General features: G+C 59.3%; 14 protein-coding genes. 9 read left to right on the top strand and 5 right to left on the bottom strand.

The features are described 5' to 3' along the window. Positions 1–46: 46 nt before the first annotated feature. The 4 genes from RPE78_RS04960 to RPE78_RS04945 form a co-directional block, all read right to left on the bottom strand. Positions 47–1063: an FUSC family protein gene (locus tag RPE78_RS04960; RefSeq protein ID WP_406721393.1), complete on the bottom strand. Its 1017-nt coding sequence runs from the start codon at positions 1061–1063 to the stop codon at positions 47–49. Positions 1064–1254: 191 nt separating this feature from the next. Next, positions 1255–3420, bottom strand: coding sequence for a phosphoribosylformylglycinamidine synthase subunit PurL (purL, locus tag RPE78_RS04955; RefSeq protein WP_406721392.1), 2166 nt, complete (start codon positions 3418–3420; stop codon positions 1255–1257). 163 nt (positions 3421–3583) lie between these two features. Continuing rightward, positions 3584–4210: a hypothetical protein gene (locus RPE78_RS04950; protein WP_406721391.1), complete on the bottom strand. Its 627-nt coding sequence runs from the start codon at positions 4208–4210 to the stop codon at positions 3584–3586. Between the two features lie 429 nt (positions 4211–4639). Then, positions 4640–5542, bottom strand: a complete 903-nt coding sequence (locus RPE78_RS04945) for a LysR family transcriptional regulator (protein ID WP_339109448.1) — start codon at positions 5540–5542, stop codon at positions 4640–4642. Positions 5543–5776: 234 nt separating this feature from the next. Between RPE78_RS04945 and murI the strand changes: the two genes are divergently transcribed. From murI to RPE78_RS04915, 6 genes are all read left to right on the top strand, one after another. Then, positions 5777–6589 (top strand): glutamate racemase, encoded by an 813-nt coding sequence (gene murI, locus RPE78_RS04940; protein ID WP_339108385.1) that lies wholly within the window; start codon positions 5777–5779, stop codon positions 6587–6589. Positions 6590–6759: 170 nt separating this feature from the next. Continuing rightward, on the top strand, positions 6760–7788 hold the full coding sequence (gene argC, locus RPE78_RS04935) for an N-acetyl-gamma-glutamyl-phosphate reductase (RefSeq protein ID WP_339108384.1): 1029 nt from the start codon (positions 6760–6762) through the stop codon (positions 7786–7788). Positions 7789–7844: 56 nt separating this feature from the next. Beyond that, a complete protein-coding gene (ccmE, locus tag RPE78_RS04930) occupies positions 7845–8288 on the top strand; it encodes a cytochrome c maturation protein CcmE (RefSeq protein ID WP_406721390.1) in 444 nt (147 codons plus the stop codon). A gap of 86 nt (positions 8289–8374) precedes the next feature. Further along, positions 8375–8986 carry a holin-associated N-acetylmuramidase gene (locus RPE78_RS04925; RefSeq protein WP_406721389.1) on the top strand — a complete coding sequence of 204 codons (612 nt, stop codon included), beginning with the start codon at positions 8375–8377 and terminating at the stop codon, positions 8984–8986. Beyond that, positions 8977–9480, top strand: coding sequence for a holin family protein (locus RPE78_RS04920; protein WP_406721388.1), 504 nt, complete (start codon positions 8977–8979; stop codon positions 9478–9480). The genes RPE78_RS04925 and RPE78_RS04920 overlap by 10 nt, the downstream gene beginning before the upstream one ends. A gap of 76 nt (positions 9481–9556) precedes the next feature. Continuing rightward, positions 9557–9724, top strand: coding sequence for a capsid cement protein (locus RPE78_RS04915; RefSeq protein ID WP_406721387.1), 168 nt, complete (start codon positions 9557–9559; stop codon positions 9722–9724). A gap of 748 nt (positions 9725–10472) precedes the next feature. Here RPE78_RS04915 and RPE78_RS04910 read toward each other — a convergent pair. Continuing rightward, positions 10473–11510, bottom strand: a complete 1038-nt coding sequence (locus RPE78_RS04910) for a DUF4123 domain-containing protein (protein ID WP_406720585.1) — start codon at positions 11508–11510, stop codon at positions 10473–10475. A gap of 185 nt (positions 11511–11695) precedes the next feature. On the opposite strand from RPE78_RS04910, the gene RPE78_RS04905 reads away from it, so the two are divergent. From RPE78_RS04905 to RPE78_RS04895, 3 genes are all read left to right on the top strand, one after another. Beyond that, positions 11696–12934, top strand: coding sequence for a hypothetical protein (locus RPE78_RS04905; protein ID WP_406721386.1), 1239 nt, complete (start codon positions 11696–11698; stop codon positions 12932–12934). Positions 12935–13000: 66 nt separating this feature from the next. Further along, the gene (locus tag RPE78_RS04900; RefSeq protein ID WP_406721385.1) at positions 13001–13393 is read left to right on the top strand and encodes an HNH endonuclease; all 393 of its coding nucleotides are present in this window, start codon (positions 13001–13003) and stop codon (positions 13391–13393) included. A gap of 1 nt (position 13394) precedes the next feature. Next, positions 13395–13931: an SMI1/KNR4 family protein gene (locus RPE78_RS04895; RefSeq protein WP_406721384.1), complete on the top strand. Its 537-nt coding sequence runs from the start codon at positions 13395–13397 to the stop codon at positions 13929–13931. Positions 13932–14015 lie beyond the last annotated feature (84 nt).

The raw sequence follows: 14015 nt of genomic DNA, 5'->3' as shown, positions 1-14015 counted from the left end.
GTCTAAATTAGGGCCTGGACGCAGGCGCTGCAAGGGCTGTCCCCCTTCAGCTGGCGGCTTGCGTCCTTTCGCGGTCTCGTAAGGAGGCGATGAAATGCAGCGGTCCGGCCACCAGAAGCGTGCCGCATACCATACCGCACGCCCCCAAGGCCGTCAGCTCGAAGGAATGACCGACCGCGCCTGCCTCGCCCGCCAGCAGGAAGCACATGTTGCAATCAAGGGCGGGGGCGGCGGTTTTCGGATGGGCGCGCAGCAGGGCCCCCGCAGCCACAAAAAGAATCGCAAGAATATAGATCTGCGGCTGGTTGAGGCCGAGGCTGTCGATGATGGAGCGGTAGACCACCGCCGCGCAGACGCCCATGATTACGCCGGGCACCAGCCAGCGGATGATCGGGCGCGGATCGGTCATGGAGCCGATCACGGCGCTGAAAACGGTCATCGCAAGAGCGCCCGACATGATGGCGAAATTCATTGTCAGCCCGGTGGCCGCCGTGCCGATGGTGCAGGCGGTCGCGGCAAAGGCCATCCGCAGGATCAACTGCTGGGTTGAAGGGGGCATGGGGCGCGGCGGGATGGGGCCGTGCCGGCTGGGGGTGAAGGACCAAGACACCAGCGTGATGCAGGCGACACCGATCAGGGTGCACCAGATCCGTTCAAGCGCCAGCGCAATGTCGTTTGCGCCAAGTCCCAGCGAGGGCATGACCACCACACCGCAACTGAAAGCCATCAGGGTAAAGCCATAGCTATAGGTCGTGCCGATCCTGTAGGCGAGGCCGGTGCCGATGGCCGCGGTCACCCCGACGGCCAGACCGATCGCGACGGGATTGCCGAGATAGATCAGCGCCAGCAGGCCGATACCGGCCCCCGCCAGCGTGCCGATAACGCGCAGGATACCACGGACCACCATATCCTCACGCAGGGGTTGGGCGATGACGAAAACCGGCATGGCCGCCCAATAGGTATTATGAAAGCCCAACAGCTCGGCGATGCTCAGGGCGATGATCGCGGCGAGAAACAATCGCAGGGCTTTTGCAGGGACGCTATCGGCAGCGAAGCGAATCATTGGATACCTGAAAGCGGTGGTAAAAGGGTGATGCCGATCATAGGCGCTGTGGCAACCTTCGGAAAGGCGCGGCAGTCGCTTTCTCTGTGCGGATATCGTGGGGAAAGCCTTGGCAGATGCGCAGGGCGTGACGTGCCGCGCATAAAAAAAGGCCGCTTTGCAGCGGCCTTTCGGGAAGCAGGGGAGGCGGGTTAGCCGTTGATGGCTGCCGCAAAGGCTCCACGGTAGAGCTTGGCCAGATCCGCCAGAGGGGCGCTGTCGCCGCCGAAGCTGACCGAAGCGCCGCCGAAGGTGCCGACGCGGGCGATGGTGACGCCTGCGCTTGCCGCCGCCGCCTCCAGCGCGCTGGCGCCTGCCTCGGTTGCGGTGACCAGATAGCGGGCCTGATCCTCACCGAAGAGCTGACCGATATCGGCGGTATCGAGCGTCACGCCGACGGCTGCGCTTTCCGCCAGCTCGAAGGCTGCCAGAGCCACACCACCATCCGACAGGTCGGTGGCCGAGGTCAGCGATTTGCGGTTCGCGCGCAGGAAGGTGCCGTTTTTCAGCTCTGCGTCCAGATCGACCTCGGGGGCCTGACCTGCCTCGATACCGAAAGCTTCAAACGCCAGCGCGGATTGATCCAGATGGCCCTTGGTCGCCCCGATCACCAGCGCGATGTCGCCTTCCGACGGCAGACCTGCGATCAGCTCGTCCTCAAGGTTTTCCAGAAGACCCACGGCGCAGATCGTCGGCGTCGGCAGGATGCCCTGACCGTCGGTCTCGTTATAAAGCGAGACGTTGCCCGAAACGATCGGCATATCCAGCGCCTTCACAGCGGCATCGATGCCTTTGATCGCGCCCACGAATTGGCCCATGATTTCGGGCTTTTCGGGGTTGCCGAAGTTCAGGTTGTCGGTGGTGGCCAGCGGCTTTGCGCCAACGGCACAGAGGTTGCGGAAGTTCTCGGCAACCGCCTGTTTGCCACCCTCGAAGGGGTCGGCCTTGACATAGCGCGGCGTCACATCGGCGGTGAAGGCCACGGCTTTCGAGGTGCCGTGGATGCGCACAACGCCTGCACCCATGCCGGGGCGGCGGACGGTGTCGCCCATGACTTGGGTGTCATATTGCTCGAAGACCCAATCCTTGGCCGCGTAGTTCGGCGAACCGATCAGCGCCTTCAGCGCCTCCATCGCGCCAATCGCGGGCAGGGCTGCTGCCGGAGCGGGCTTCGGCGTTTCGACCCACGGGCGGTCATATTCGGGCGCGGTCGAGGAGAGCTTCGACAGCGGCAGGTCGGCTTTGATCGCGCCATTATGCTCGATCAGGAAGCGGTCTTCCGCGATGGTTTCGCCGACGATGGCAAAGTCCAGATCCCATTTCTCGAAGATGGCGCGGGCCTCGGCCTCTTTCTCGGGCTTGAGCACCATGAGCATACGCTCCTGGCTTTCCGAGAGCATCATCTCATAGGCGGTCATATTGGTCTCGCGCTGGGGAACATTCTCCAGCTTGAGGTGGATACCAAGGCCGCCCTTATCGCCCATCTCCACAGCCGAGCAGGTCAGGCCAGCAGCACCCATATCCTGAATCGAGATCACCGACCCCGAGGCCATCAGTTCAAGGCAGGCTTCCATCAGGCATTTTTCGGTGAAGGGGTCTCCGACTTGGACGGTCGGGCGCTTGTCCTCGATGGTGTCATCGAATTCGGCCGACGCCATCGTTGCGCCGCCCACACCGTCACGGCCGGTTTTTGCGCCAAGATAGACGACCGGCATGCCGATGCCGGATGCGGCCGAGTAGAAGATCTTGTCGGCATCCGCGAGGCCCGCCGCGAAGGCGTTCACAAGGCAGTTGCCGTTATAGGAGGGGTGGAAACGGACTTCGCCGCCCACATTCGGCACGCCGAAGCAGTTGCCGTAAGACCCCACGCCTTCGACCACGCCTTTGACGACATGGTTGGTTTTGGGATGCGAGGGCATGCCGAAGGACAGGCTGTCCATTGCGGCAATCGGGCGGGCGCCCATGGTGAAGACATCGCGCAGAATGCCGCCCACACCGGTCGCAGCCCCTTGGTGCGGCTCGATATAGGAGGGGTGGTTGTGGCTTTCCATCTTGAAGACGATCGCCTGACCGTCACCAATATCCACAACGCCTGCGTTCTCCCCCGGACCACAGATGACCTGCGGGCCTTTGGTGTGCAGCGTACGCAGCCATTTCTTGGATGATTTATACGAGCAGTGCTCGTTCCACATGGCCGAGAAAATGCCAAGTTCGGTGAAGCTCGGTTCACGCCCAATGATTTCCAGAATACGCTCGTATTCGTCGGGCTTGAGCCCGTGAGCGGCGATCAGGTCGGGGGTGAGTGCGGGTTCGGTCATAAATGTCCTCCGGCGGGCGCATCGGTTGCGCATGCCTTAGAACATTGAGCGCGTTGGGGGAAGGCCCCTTGTGCCGCAGGGCGGGATGGAATGGCGGATAGGTGCAAAAATAGGAAAGGACCAGCGCGTGGCTGGCCCTTTCTTGGGGGGAATCACATAAGGATTATGCGTCCTGCTGCTTCTTGAGCGTGTCCAGAAGGCCCGAAAGGGTCCACGGCAGCGACACGACGCCATCATCAAGGTCCGAGGCCGGGACGGTTACCTTGAACATCGACACCGGCGTATCGAGTTTTTCGGAGACGCGGATATACACGGTATCGGTGTCACCATTCTTCTCGACGCGTTCGATATTGCCGATATCCTGACCATCCTTCGACTTGGCCGAGCCGAGATCCTGTGCTGCGGTCTTGCTTTCGGCAATCCCGAGGCCGCCCTTGTAGTTGTATTCGGCAGGGACTGCGGCTTGGGTGTTGTTGCCGTCCATCTTGCCCATCGTGCCCGCATCAGCTTCGGTCACGCCAGCATTGGCTTCGGTTTTCATCTGCACCAGACCTTTCCGGCCATCGGGACCGCCGGTCACATTGGCGCTGGCGGTCGCGGCAGCGGCGGCGTCCTTGGAGCTTTCATCTTGCATCTGAACGATGCCCATCTTATAATCGACAAGGCCCGCAGGATCGTCCTGATACAGAGAATCCGCGGCGTCAGTGGTCGGTTGCGCGAATGCCGTCATCGGCATGGCAAAGATTGCGGTAAGCAGCGTGCCGGTCAGAAGTTTATGTGCGGTTTTCATATCTTGGCTCCTCTCGGATGTCATGTTTTAACCGTTGCGGTTCATGCTCCCTCAACCCTGAAATCCGCGCGCCAGTTCCGAAAAACTTTGCCCTTTTGGGCAATTTATGCCGCTTATCGAGGCTAATTCTCTGCGAAATATGCGATTTTTACCGGCGGTGTCCGGTGCTTGGCAAGGCGTGCCTGCGGGAAGATTTCGTGAGGAGGAGCCAAAAAAAAGGCCGAGCAAAGCTCGGCCATAGTCCAACAGGGAGGTAGAAGCTGATGAGCGTTTCCGCATACCATCTGCTTCTGCGCCTGAAATATGTGCAGTTTATGAATCGTTCAAGGGTTTTCTGGAAAGGTTTTTGCAGAGCCGCTATGCGTTGGCGGCATGTATGGCCCGCCACGCCTCCTTGCGCGTTTGTTGCGGGCCGGATGCCGGAGCCTGTCAGCTTTGGTTTTCGCTTGCCTGAACACGGCGATAGGCCTGGATCTCTTCCTGAATGAAGTCGCGGAACGCGGTGACACGCCGCGATTGGCGCAGCTCTTCCGGATAGGCCAGAAACACCGGGACTTCATTTGAATCGATGTCGTGCAGGACCCGTTCGATCTTGTTGTCGACGGTGAGATAATCGGGGAGGATGCCGATGCCCACATGGTTCAGGACAGCCTGAAGGATGCCGAAATAATTGTTCACGGTCAGCGTGCTGGGCATGTCATAGGCCAGCGCGCGCTGTGCAAGCGCGGCGCCCGCCGCCACTTGCGGCACCGAGGGGCTTTGGCAGATCAGGCGGTGTTTCTTGAGGTCTTCAAGCGTTTCCGGACGCCCGTGCTGTTCGAGATATTGCGGGGTCGCGTAGAAGCGCATCCGGATATTCAGAAGCCGTTTGCGCACCAGATCGGCCTGAGCGGGCTCTTTCATGCGGATCGCCACATCGGCTTCGCGCATCGGCAGGTCCAGCACGCGCTCTTCCAGCATTAGGTCGATCTTCAGCTCGGGATATTTCTCGTAAAGCTTGTTGAGACGCGGAGCCAGCCACATGGTCCCAAAGCCGGTGGTCGCGGTTACCCGCAGGTCACCATAGACCTCTTCCTCCGAATCGCGGATGCGGGCCGAGGCGGCATCGAGCTTTTTGGCCATCGTCGAGGTGGCGTCAAACAGCAGTTCGCCCTGCTCGGTCAGGATCAGGCCGCGCGCATGACGGTGGAACAGGGTCGTGCCCAGCATTTCTTCGAGCGAGCGGATCTGACGGCTGACCGCCGATTGTGACAAGTGCAGCGCGTCGCCTGCATGGGTCAAAGACCCCGCATCGGCCACCGCGTGAAAGATTCGCAGCTTGTCCCAGTCCATCACGCCCTCTATTTCCTTAGCCAGTCTTACGATATCTGCATAACAGCTATGCTTTTATAGACGAAGCCCCTAGATCACAAAGAGAAACCGTGCCGCAGGTGCAAACAATCGCGGAACGTGTCCTTTCCGTCCTGATTTGAGGCGCTTGCTCACATTATTACGTCTTTCCATCCGGGATCATGCAGGCGTAAAACACTTGCAAAACGATGGGCGACAATCCGGAAGGAGTATCCAATGGCGGTCGGCATTTTCGATAGCGGTCTTGGCGGGCTGACGGTTTTGGATGCGGTGTCCCGGCGGTTGCCGGAGGTGCCTTTTGTCTATCTGGGCGATAACGCGAATGCGCCTTACGGGGTGCGCGATGCCGAGGATATCTACAACCTGACCACGCGGGCCGTCGAGCGCTTGTGGGAGGAGGGCTGCGATCTGGTCATTCTGGCCTGCAATACGGCCTCGGCTGCGGCGCTCAAGCGGATGCAGGAAACATGGCTGCCCAAAGACAAGCGCGTCTTGGGGGTTTTTGTGCCGCTGATCGAGGCGCTGACCGAGCGCCAATGGGGCGATAACTCGCCGCCCCGCGAGGTCGAGGTCAAGCATGTGGCGCTTTTTGCGACCCCTGCCACTGTCGCGAGCCGTGCGTTCCAGCGTGAACTGGCGTTTCGTGCGATCGGTGTGGATGTCGAGGCGCAACCCTGTGGTGGCGTGGTCGATGCGATCGAGGAGGGCGATGACATTCTGGCGGAGGCGCTGGTGAAATCACATGTCGAGGCGCTGCGCCGTCGTATGCCCCGCCCCGATGCGGCGATCCTTGGCTGTACCCATTACCCGATCATGCAGCAGGCCTTCCAAGAAGGTCTTGGCCCTGATGTGAAGGTTTACAGTCAGGCCAATCTGGTTGCGGAAAGTCTGGCGGACTATCTGGAGCGTCGTCCCGAATTTATCGGCGCCGGAACGCAGACGAAGTTCCTGACGACGGGGGATCCCGGCCATGTTGCCAATCATGCAACCCGTTTCCTGCGTCGCAAGGTTGTCTTTGAGCAGGCTTGATCTGTCGCAAGGTCGGTAAAAATCCTGCGTGATAACTTGACGGGCGCGGGCACAACGCGGAAAACAGCGTCAAACTGGGTGGTCTGGCCAAAAGGGGCGGGCCAGTCCGGCTTTGTCGTGGCTTACAAACAGGTTTGGTCCGCGCCGGATCGCCTGCGAAAGGATCGCATATGACCCAGAAAATCGCCATTCTCGGGGCATCCGGCTATACCGGTGCCGAGCTTGTCCGCTTGATTGCAACCCATCCCACGATGGACATCGTCGCTTTGTCCGGCGAGCGTAAGGCCGGTATGGCGATGGGGGATGTGTTCCCGCATTTGCGACATCTCAATCTTCCGAACCTTGTGAAAATTGAGGAAATCGATTTTTCCGGCGTGGATCTGGCCTTCTGTGCCCTGCCGCATGCGACCTCGCAGGAGGTTATTCGCGAACTTCCGAAAGATCTGAAGGTCGTTGATCTGTCGGCTGATTTCCGTCTGCGCGATCCGGCGGAATACGAGAAATGGTATGGCAAGCCGCATTGCGCCGTCGAGATGCAGAAAGAGGCGGTCTACGGGCTGACCGAATTCTACCGTGACGACATCCGTAATGCGCGGCTTTGCGCGGGCACCGGCTGTAACGCGGCGGCGGGGCAATATGCGATCCGCCCGCTGATCGAGGCGGGGGTGATCGATCTGGATGACATCCTGCTGGATCTCAAGAACGGTGTCTCGGGGGCAGGGCGCTCGCTGAAGGAAAACCTTCTGCATGCCGAGCTTTCGGGCGGCACCTATCCCTATTCGGCGGGCGGCAAACACCGCCATCTGGGCGAGTTCGATCAGGAATTCTCGAAGATTGCGGGGCGTCCGGTGCTGGTGCAGTTCACGCCGCATCTGGCCCCGATGAACCGTGGCATTCTGGCCTCGGCCTATGTGAAGGGCGATCCGGAGGCGGTCTATAAGGCCTTGGCGGACCGTTACGCGGCCGAGACTTTTATCGAGGTGCTACCTTTTGGCGGCTTGCCTTCAACGCGGTCTGTGGCAGGGTCCAATTTCGTGCATGTGGGCGTAAGTGCGGATCGTATTCCGGGACGTGCGCTGGTTGTTGTGGCGCTTGATAACCTATGCAAGGGCTCTTCGGGTCAGGCGCTGCAAAACGCCAACCTGATGCTGGGCAATGAGGAAACCGCAGGGCTGATGCTGGCCCCCGTGTTCCCGTAAGATCTGTTCATCAAGGCCAGACCGCCCATCCGGTGGTCTGGCATCATGGGGAAGCGATGAAAAGTCTCAAGAAGAAACGCCGTATTCAGGTTCTGGTGGCCGCGGCTGTTGCGCTTGTCGTGGCGGTTGCGATGATCGGCTATGCGTTCCGTGACGGGATCAACTATTTCCGCGCTCCCTCACAACTGGCCACAGAGCCGGTCCGGCCCAATGAAGTGTTCCGTCTGGGTGGGCTGGTCGCCCAAGGATCGATCAAACGTGACCCCGATGGCACGATCCATTTTGATGTGACCGATGGCGGTGCCACTGTGCCTGCCCGTTTTAATGGTGTGCTGCCCGATTTGTTCAAGGAAGGGCAGGGCATGGTGGGCACGGGGAAGATGGAAGATGGCGTCTTTGTCGCCAGCGAAATTCTTGCCAAGCATGACGAAAATTATATGCCCAAAGAAGTTGTGGACGCGCTCAAGGAACAGGGTGTTTACGAGCCGCCTAAAAGCTGAGGCGGCAACGCGCGGACGTTGCGGCTTCCGCTGTTTAACCTTTGCCTGTGAGGATTTTTCCCGTGAGATCAATCGGGAGAACAGGCATGCCAAGCGTGAGAGAGATTGCCGAAGGGATCGTGGCCCGTGAGGGAGGGTTTGTAAATGACCCCTCCGATCCGGGAGGCGCGACCAATTATGGTGTGACCATCCATACGATGCGGAAGCTCGGATTGGACCTTGATCATGACGGAAAGATCACGGAAGCCGATGTGCGTCGGCTGACCCGTGCACAGGCGGTCGATATCTTTGTCCGGCATTATTTCGATGAGCCTGGCTTGGGGCAACTGCCCGAGATGTTGCAGGCCTCGGTTTTCGACATGTATGTCAATGCCGGCCGGAATGCCGTGAAAATCCTGCAGCGTCTTCTGAACGACATGGGGCAATCGGTTGGGGTCGACGGTCTTCTGGGGCCACAGACGGTTTCTGCGGCGCAGGCGGCGGCACGGGCCGCCCCCGCGCATATTGCCGATGCCTATGGGATTGCGCGCCGGAACTATTACTACGCGCTGGCCGATAGCCGTCCCGCCAGCCGCAAATACGCCACTACCCGCAAGGGGCGCAAGGGGGGCTGGATTACCCGCTCGGAAGAATTCATCTCGCCGCGCTTTCATCTGAGCGATGCCGAGCATCAGGCGCGGGTGGCAGCATGGGGTTGATCGGCAGGCTCTTCGGGAGCGCGGGCGGGGCGGCGGCAATCGGCAGTGCCGCCAGTCAGGTTGCAGAGATATTCACGGTGAATGCGACGAAGAAGATGGAAACGTCGCATGATGCGTTCATGGCCACCCAGCGAGCCTATGGCGAGGAATTCTCCCAGCCGCGCGCATGCTGGTTTGACGGTTTCGTCAACGGCCTGAACCGCTTGCCACGACCGCTTCTTGCGTTGGGGACGCTGGCTTTGTTCATCTATGCGATGGTCAATCCGGCCTCTTTTGCACAGCGTATGGTCGGTCTTTCCTATGTGCCCGAGCCGCTTTGGTGGCTGCTGGCGGCGATTGTCGGGTTCTATTTCGGTGCGAGAGAGGCGCATTACTTTCGTACCCCGAAACCAACGACCCCCGCGTCCACCGCGCCCAGCACCACCCCGTCCAGCACCACCACGCCGCTCGCGACAAACCCCGCGCTGGAGGAGTGGAAACAAAAGGGCGGTTGAAGAGTAATCGCTTCATACCGGATGAGATGGCGGGTTTCTTCGTGTAGCTCTTTCTGGCTTGCCTATGGCGCACCGAATGCAGCGAATAGCCGCAGACGCGTTCACGCTTGGCGCGCCTGTCTATTGGGATGCTGACGACGAGCTGGCGACCAGCATCGCAACCGATAACACGAAGCTAGGCGTGGCGGTCGAAGCTGCACCGGCTGACACAGGGTCTCTTAAAGTTCGGCTGTCGGGCTTCTGAGGTATATATGCCCGCCCAAGTCCGTCATCCTCAACATGGTTTCATGCTGCCTGAAAAGCGCGGCCTGAGCCGTGTTGAGGCGGCGGAATAGGCACAACGACCTTTGATAGAATGGTTTCCGACGGACTAATGCCAGCCCCTAAGCGTTTCGGCACCCGTAAAGTATGGGATCGGCAAGCTTTGGACTTGGCATTCTTAGCTCTTCCGAGTGACGATTCACCCCCCCGAAACTAATGACTGGGACTAAAGTGAAGCAGTTACGAAAACCTCCTAAATATTGCCAAGGCTTCATAGATCGGCACGGAAAGGTGCGTTAGTATTATCTCGCCCCAGCTTTCCTCGCGTGGCTCTTTCTGGCTTGCCTTGGAGCCCAGAGTTCATAGCCTGCTATGAAAGGGCTGCGTCTGGAGAAAAACTGGACATCGGCAAGAAAACGACGGTGCCGGGCAGTGTTTCCGCTCTGATCGCAAGCTATTATCAGACAAGTAACTTCACGAGGCTTAAGGACTCCACGAAAGCAACCTATCGCGGCATCATCGAACGCTTCCGGGCGGAGCATGGCGACAAGCGGGTTGCCCATATGGAAAAGCGCCATGTCCAAGCCATCATTAGCGCGAAGTCGGACACACCCGCAGCGGCAAATAATATTCTGCGGATGAGGTTACCGGCTGCCTCTACGCATGTCGGGTGGGGAGTGATGCGTTGCCTTGGGGCGTTGAAGGTGCTGAACCCGAAGCCGGATCAGCGGTCACAGAATGCCCTCTTTGAACAGGCTGGTCAGCCTCTGCTCGATCCGGCGGAATTTGCGTTGTTCGCTGAGATGGGAGCGGAAGGTCTGCAGCAGGCGGCCGGTCGGATCGCGGTGTTCGAACCCTGCGCCATAGATCAGCTCCCATGCGGTTAAGGTGTAAAGCAGCGGGCCCGAACGGAACCCGTAGCTCTGCATCCGGATCAGTGCCTCGCTGACCTTGCGGTGAAGGGTCGTGTAATCCTGTCCCTGCAGTTCGTCGGGAAAGTCGCCCTGTAACGCGCGCACCATCTCGTCAAGGCGCTCCAAGGACACCGCTTGGGTCAGGATCGCGTAATCCCGCCCTTCAAGCCGGGGCACAGGGGGGCGGGCCTCCAGCACGGGGAGGGTGAAGGCGAAGCGGTCCAGATCGCCGGTTTTCAGAACCGTGATAACCTCGCGAAGCCCTTGTTCTTCGGTGAGATATAGAAGCGCACGCAGCAGGGGGGAGCGGTTATCAGCCAGTAGCAGGAAGCGGCGCAGGATCTTGGGGTCCCAGAACCGGAAGAAGATCCAGCTTTGATCCTCACGCCGCAGTTTTACGACCCGGCGGAAATGGCGCTGCAGCGCGTCCAGATTGCAGGGCGCCCGCAGGTAGATGGCGGCCTCATGATCCCAAAGATGATGGGGCCCGTGGTCTTTCGTGAAAAGATGCCGGAGGAGGTCACTGTCGCGATCCATCTGCACGATCCAAGGTGCGATCGCGCCATAGTCGTCAAGCGCATCGCCTTTGAAAAGGCATAGATGGTTCAGGCCGCTGGCCTCCAGAAGTTCTGGTAGATCGGGGATTTTGGCGCCATCGAGAATGGCGAAGAGCTGGCCCTGATCGGTGACGGGGGCGAACTGCATCTCCAGCCCCTCCGGCACGATCCGGCGCGGATGCTTCCCGAACTGACGGTCGAGCGGGGTGATCCCTTGTTCCGCCTCGTGCTGGACTGCGATGGCCGTGGCGGTGTCTTCGGGACCATTGGCAAGGGTCAGCCAGAAATCATCATCCATCACATCGCTCCGCCACCATCCAAAGGTAATCTCATGGCTTTGGGGCTGATTGTCCAATCGGCTCTGGCGAAATTCTGCTTATAATGCGGCATCCATGCTTCCCGTGATCCGGATGGGCTTCTCATGACCCTATGAACCGGCCATAAAAGACAGGCTTATAGATCCATTTTACATGCGACGGTTTCATGTCGATTTCGCCTGAAGATATTTCAGCACGTTCGCAATCCAGCGCCTATCGCTTTGTCGGATCGCTCGATAAGACCACGATGCCATGCAAGGGCTGGATCGGGGTGTCTGCCCGATATACCGATGCCTGGGCCACGCCCCTGACCAATGCGCCGCTGAGGCTTGCGGATGCCAGCGGTGTGCTGGTCGACCAGACGGTCAAGACGGATGCGCTGCCACATCACGGGTTGACCGATGGCGATGCCGAGACTGCGCCCATCACCAAGCTGGGCACCTTCGAATACCCAGAGGTCGAGCGCGGGCGGGTCAGCGTCGATCTGCCCGGCGATAGTGGCGGGGATGCCGAGGCAGATCAGGCGATGGAGGGGCTCGGGGCTGCGCTGACCGCGTGGCGTGATGCTATGCTGGGCGCGCTCCAGCCTTGGGTCGTGAAGTGGAATGCCGATGGGGTGATGTCCATCGCGGAAGGTTTGCGCGATGGCGTCATGTCCGGTCTGGAAAGCTGGTGGGACAGCGAGGCCGATTTCTGGGGCAGTGCCAGCAAGATCGCGATCAGCCAGTTTCAGGCGGCAAAATCTTGGTGGAGCCGTCAGCCCGCCTTTGTCAGATATATTCCCGGAACATGGGGCGCGGCCTATCTTTACGAGAAGATCTTCGAGGGCGCCGATGATCTGTCCGACCATCTCAGTATTATTTTCGATGCGCTGCGGGCCTTCGCCTCGGGCACCGTGGATGTGATCGAGCGCGCGATTGATAGCCTGACCCGTCTGCCGGGCGAGATCGGGCTATTGTTCGCCGAGCTCAAGGCCAAGGGGCAGGACTGGATCGAGCGGATGATCCTCGTGGCCAGCGAGACCAATGCCTTCGAGTATCTGTTCCATATCCTGATGGCGGTTGCCACGAATATGACACCGAACTTTCTGGCCGAGATGGCGGGGACGGGGGCGGGCTTCGTGCTGCCTGAGGTGCTGATCGAGCTGGTCCTTGCGCTGATCGCGGCCCTGTCGGGCGGAACGGCTGCGGCCCTTCTGGCGGGCCGGATGGCGACATTGATGGCAAAGCTTGTCAAACTGTCCAGATCCGTGCGCGCACTGGGTGTTGTGACCTCGTTCGTGCAGGGCTTCCAGAAGGTCGTGCAATTCGTAGGCAAGATCGGCAAGGGGCTGCACAAGGCGATCAGGGCGGGCGGGGAATATGCCAGCGATCAGGTGGTGTCCGTCGTCCATAAGTTGAAATAGGAAAGCGCCGTCGTTGACCAGGCATCTCTAAAGCGCGGGGGAGCTGATGTCGTCGTAGAGCGCAAAGTGCCGACACGGTTGCCTCGCACCAATGGGCATTGGGTAGGCGAGCCCGGCGAAGGAACGTGGTATCCTGATAATCCTAAGGCTAAAAATGTTCTGGGTGCCGAAGGTGTGCCATTCAAAAATGGACGTCCTGACTTCAGTCAATGGTCCAAGGGTGAGGTCGAATTTGATCCGGGTGTCTTGGACGGCAGTAATACCGATTTTCTTCGCGTCTATGAGCAAATCAAAGAGGCAGCGGGTCTGCCATCGAATAACGCAGCGAAGGAGTTATTGCGACAGAGGGGGCTGACACCTCACCATTTCAGTGACACGGTGATACAGTTGATCCCCACTGATCTTCATGCAAACATCCCGCACATTGGCTCAGCCTCGGATTTGAGAAGGAACTTCTGATATGACCTTGCCCTCTGCAGTAGCTTCTTTGGTCTTCGTTCGAGATAGCGACGAGACCAATGCTGTGCTCTTCGCTGATCAGACCGGGCTGCCCGCAGACGCGCTGGATGCTCTGCGCGCGGTGGTCCCGCTAGCCGCTCAGTCATTGGGTTTTACAAAAGAGGTATGTGTAAAGGCTATCTCGCTGCCTCCGAGAGTTGCGGGGCCGAATGGGCCGCAAATCGCATCGATCTTCGGGTTGGGCAATCGTGAGAGTTCTGTTTTTTCAGAGTATAACAGGATGTTAGGCAGGCTGCCAAAGCAAGTGGTGCCAATAGCCGATGACGGTTTGGGAAACCTGTTTGTCGTCTCGAAGCAGAATGGGCAAGTTTACTTCTGGGATCATGAATGTCCCGACGAGGAGGCATCGGAGGCTGCTTTCACCTTGATAGCATCGTCCGCTGATGATTTTCTAAGTCGTTTCGTTCCAGCGCCTTCGATCAACTCTGAGGAATTGAAGCGTGGCGTTCGTTCTGTCCGGTTGGATTTTCTGAACTAATTATACACTCGCGCTTTTGAAGGGGTCGGTCTGCTTAGAGTGAAGTTTTGGATTGACTTGGCAGTCAGGCGAAGCAGGTATTTT

This window comes from Thioclava litoralis, from assembly GCF_045278885.1.
Classification (GTDB): domain Bacteria; phylum Pseudomonadota; class Alphaproteobacteria; order Rhodobacterales; family Rhodobacteraceae; genus Thioclava; species Thioclava litoralis.
Note: the sequence above shows the minus strand (reverse complement) of the source record. Positions and strands in the feature narration are given on the sequence as shown.

Coding starts and splice junctions, on each gene's coding strand:
- RPE78_RS04960 (WP_406721393.1), bottom strand. CDS start 1,063: ATGATTCGCTTCGCTGCCGATAGCGTCCCTGCAAAAGCCCTGCGATTG.
- purL (WP_406721392.1), bottom strand. CDS start 3,420: ATGACCGAACCCGCACTCACCCCCGACCTGATCGCCGCTCACGGGCTC.
- RPE78_RS04950 (WP_406721391.1), bottom strand. CDS start 4,210: ATGAAAACCGCACATAAACTTCTGACCGGCACGCTGCTTACCGCAATC.
- RPE78_RS04945 (WP_339109448.1), bottom strand. CDS start 5,542: ATGGACTGGGACAAGCTGCGAATCTTTCACGCGGTGGCCGATGCGGGG.
- murI (WP_339108385.1), top strand. CDS start 5,777: ATGGCGGTCGGCATTTTCGATAGCGGTCTTGGCGGGCTGACGGTTTTG.
- argC (WP_339108384.1), top strand. CDS start 6,760: ATGACCCAGAAAATCGCCATTCTCGGGGCATCCGGCTATACCGGTGCC.
- ccmE (WP_406721390.1), top strand. CDS start 7,845: ATGAAAAGTCTCAAGAAGAAACGCCGTATTCAGGTTCTGGTGGCCGCG.
- RPE78_RS04925 (WP_406721389.1), top strand. CDS start 8,375: ATGCCAAGCGTGAGAGAGATTGCCGAAGGGATCGTGGCCCGTGAGGGA.
- RPE78_RS04920 (WP_406721388.1), top strand. CDS start 8,977: ATGGGGTTGATCGGCAGGCTCTTCGGGAGCGCGGGCGGGGCGGCGGCA.
- RPE78_RS04915 (WP_406721387.1), top strand. CDS start 9,557: ATGCAGCGAATAGCCGCAGACGCGTTCACGCTTGGCGCGCCTGTCTAT.
- RPE78_RS04910 (WP_406720585.1), bottom strand. CDS start 11,510: ATGGATGATGATTTCTGGCTGACCCTTGCCAATGGTCCCGAAGACACC.
- RPE78_RS04905 (WP_406721386.1), top strand. CDS start 11,696: ATGTCGATTTCGCCTGAAGATATTTCAGCACGTTCGCAATCCAGCGCC.
- RPE78_RS04895 (WP_406721384.1), top strand. CDS start 13,395: ATGACCTTGCCCTCTGCAGTAGCTTCTTTGGTCTTCGTTCGAGATAGC.